Annotated in this window: 1 protein-coding gene and 1 rRNA gene; both read right to left on the bottom strand. The window is 54.9% G+C overall.

What is annotated here, in order from left to right:
• Window positions 1-129: 129 nt before the first annotated feature.
• A 16S ribosomal RNA gene (locus ACSBQT_RS17825) occupies window positions 130-1,654 on the bottom strand.
• Window positions 1,655-1,741: 87 nt separating this feature from the next.
• On the bottom strand, window positions 1,742-1,925 hold a 184-nt coding region (locus tag ACSBQT_RS17830), incomplete at its 5' end, for a hypothetical protein (protein ID WP_435002205.1).

Genomic DNA, 1,925 nt, shown 5'->3' on the forward strand with positions numbered 1-1,925 from the left:
CAACATCGACACGGCAGTCACCGGACAACGCTGGAAGGTATGAGCGGAAGAAGTGATGTTCCACCCTTGAGCTCCCAACCAGATGACACATTCGGTCACTGCGTTGGGGTTCTGATGTGTGCTCCTTAGAAAGGAGGTGATCCAGCCGCACCTTCCGGTACGGCTACCTTGTTACGACTTAGTCCCAATCACCAGTCCCACCTTAGACGGCCCCCTCCACAAGGGTTGGGACACCGGCTTCGGGTGTTACCGACTTTCGTGACTTGACGGGCGGTGTGTACAAGGCCCGGGAACGTATTCACCGCAGCGTTGCTGATCTGCGATTACTAGCGACTCCGACTTCACGTAGTCGAATTGCAGACTACGATCCGAACTGAGACTGGCTTTAAGGGATTCGCTTACCCTCACGGGTTCGCCTCTCTCTGTACCAGCCATTGTAGCATGCGTGAAGCCCAAGACATAAAGGGCATGATGATTTGACGTCATCCCCACCTTCCTCCGAGTTGACCCCGGCAGTCTCCTATGAGTTCCCACCATCACGTGCTGGCAACATAGAACGAGGGTTGCGCTCGTTGCGGGACTTAACCCAACATCTCACGACACGAGCTGACGACAACCATGCACCACCTGTACACCAGCTCCAAAGAGAAGAACTGTTTCCAGAACGGTCCAGTGTATGTCAAGCCTTGGTAAGGTTCTTCGCGTTGCATCGAATTAATCCGCATGCTCCGCCGCTTGTGCGGGCCCCCGTCAATTCCTTTGAGTTTTAGCCTTGCGACCGTACTCCCCAGGCGGGGCACTTAATGCGTTAGCTACGGCGCGGAGAACGTGGAATGTCCCCCACACCTAGTGCCCAACGTTTACGGCATGGACTACCAGGGTATCTAATCCTGTTCGCTCCCCATGCTTTCGCTCCTCAGTGTCAGTTACAGCCCAGAGTCCCGCCTTCGCCACCGGTGTTCCTCCTGATATCTGCGCATTTCACCGCTACACCAGGAATTCCAGACTCCCCTACTGCACTCTAGTCAGCCCGTACCCACTGCACGCGCAACGTTAAGCGTTGCGTTTCCACAGCAGACGTGACCAACCACCTACGAGCTCTTTACGCCCAATAATTCCGGACAACGCTCGTACCCTACGTATTACCGCGGCTGCTGGCACGTAGTTAGCCGGTACTTCTTCTGCAGGTACCGTCACTTTCGCTTCTTCCCTGCTGAAAGCGGTTTACAACCCGAAGGCCGTCATCCCGCACGCTGCGTCGCTGCATCAGGGTTTCCCCCATTGTGCAATATTCCCCACTGCTGCCTCCCGTAGGAGTCTGGGCCGTGTCTCAGTCCCAGTGTGGCCGGTCGCCCTCTCAGGCCGGCTACCCGTCGTCGCCTTGGTAGGCCATTACCCCACCAACAAGCTGATAGGCCGCGAGCCCATCCCCGATCGAAAAACTTTCCACCAACCCTCATGCGAGGGTCGGTCGTATCCGGTATTAGACCCGGTTTCCCAGGCTTATCCCGAAATCAGGGGCAGGTTACTCACGTGTTACTCACCCGTTCGCCACTCATCCACCAGAAGCAAGCTTCGGGCTTCAGCGTTCGACTTGCATGTGTTAAGCACGCAGCCAGCGTTCGTCCTGAGCCAGGATCAAACTCTCCATAAAAAAATTATGTTACGAATGAATCCCAGCAAGACAGCCAACCCCTCACGGGGTGAGAAGGTTGACCAAAAAAACACTGACCAAACACAATCATCCACCCCACTGAACGGCGGACGGTTCGGCGAAGAACCACCCACACGAGGGTGAACCACTGTTTGGCCAGATGATTGTCTCACCAGAAAATAATAAATGTTCTGGCATCACAACTTGTTCAAACAAACACGCTATTGGATTCTCAAACCACAAACACACACCCATCACCACACCACACAAA

The sequence above is a fragment of the Brevibacterium sp. H602 genome, assembly GCF_051172395.1.
Taxonomy (GTDB): Bacteria; Actinomycetota; Actinomycetes; order Actinomycetales; family Brevibacteriaceae; genus Brevibacterium.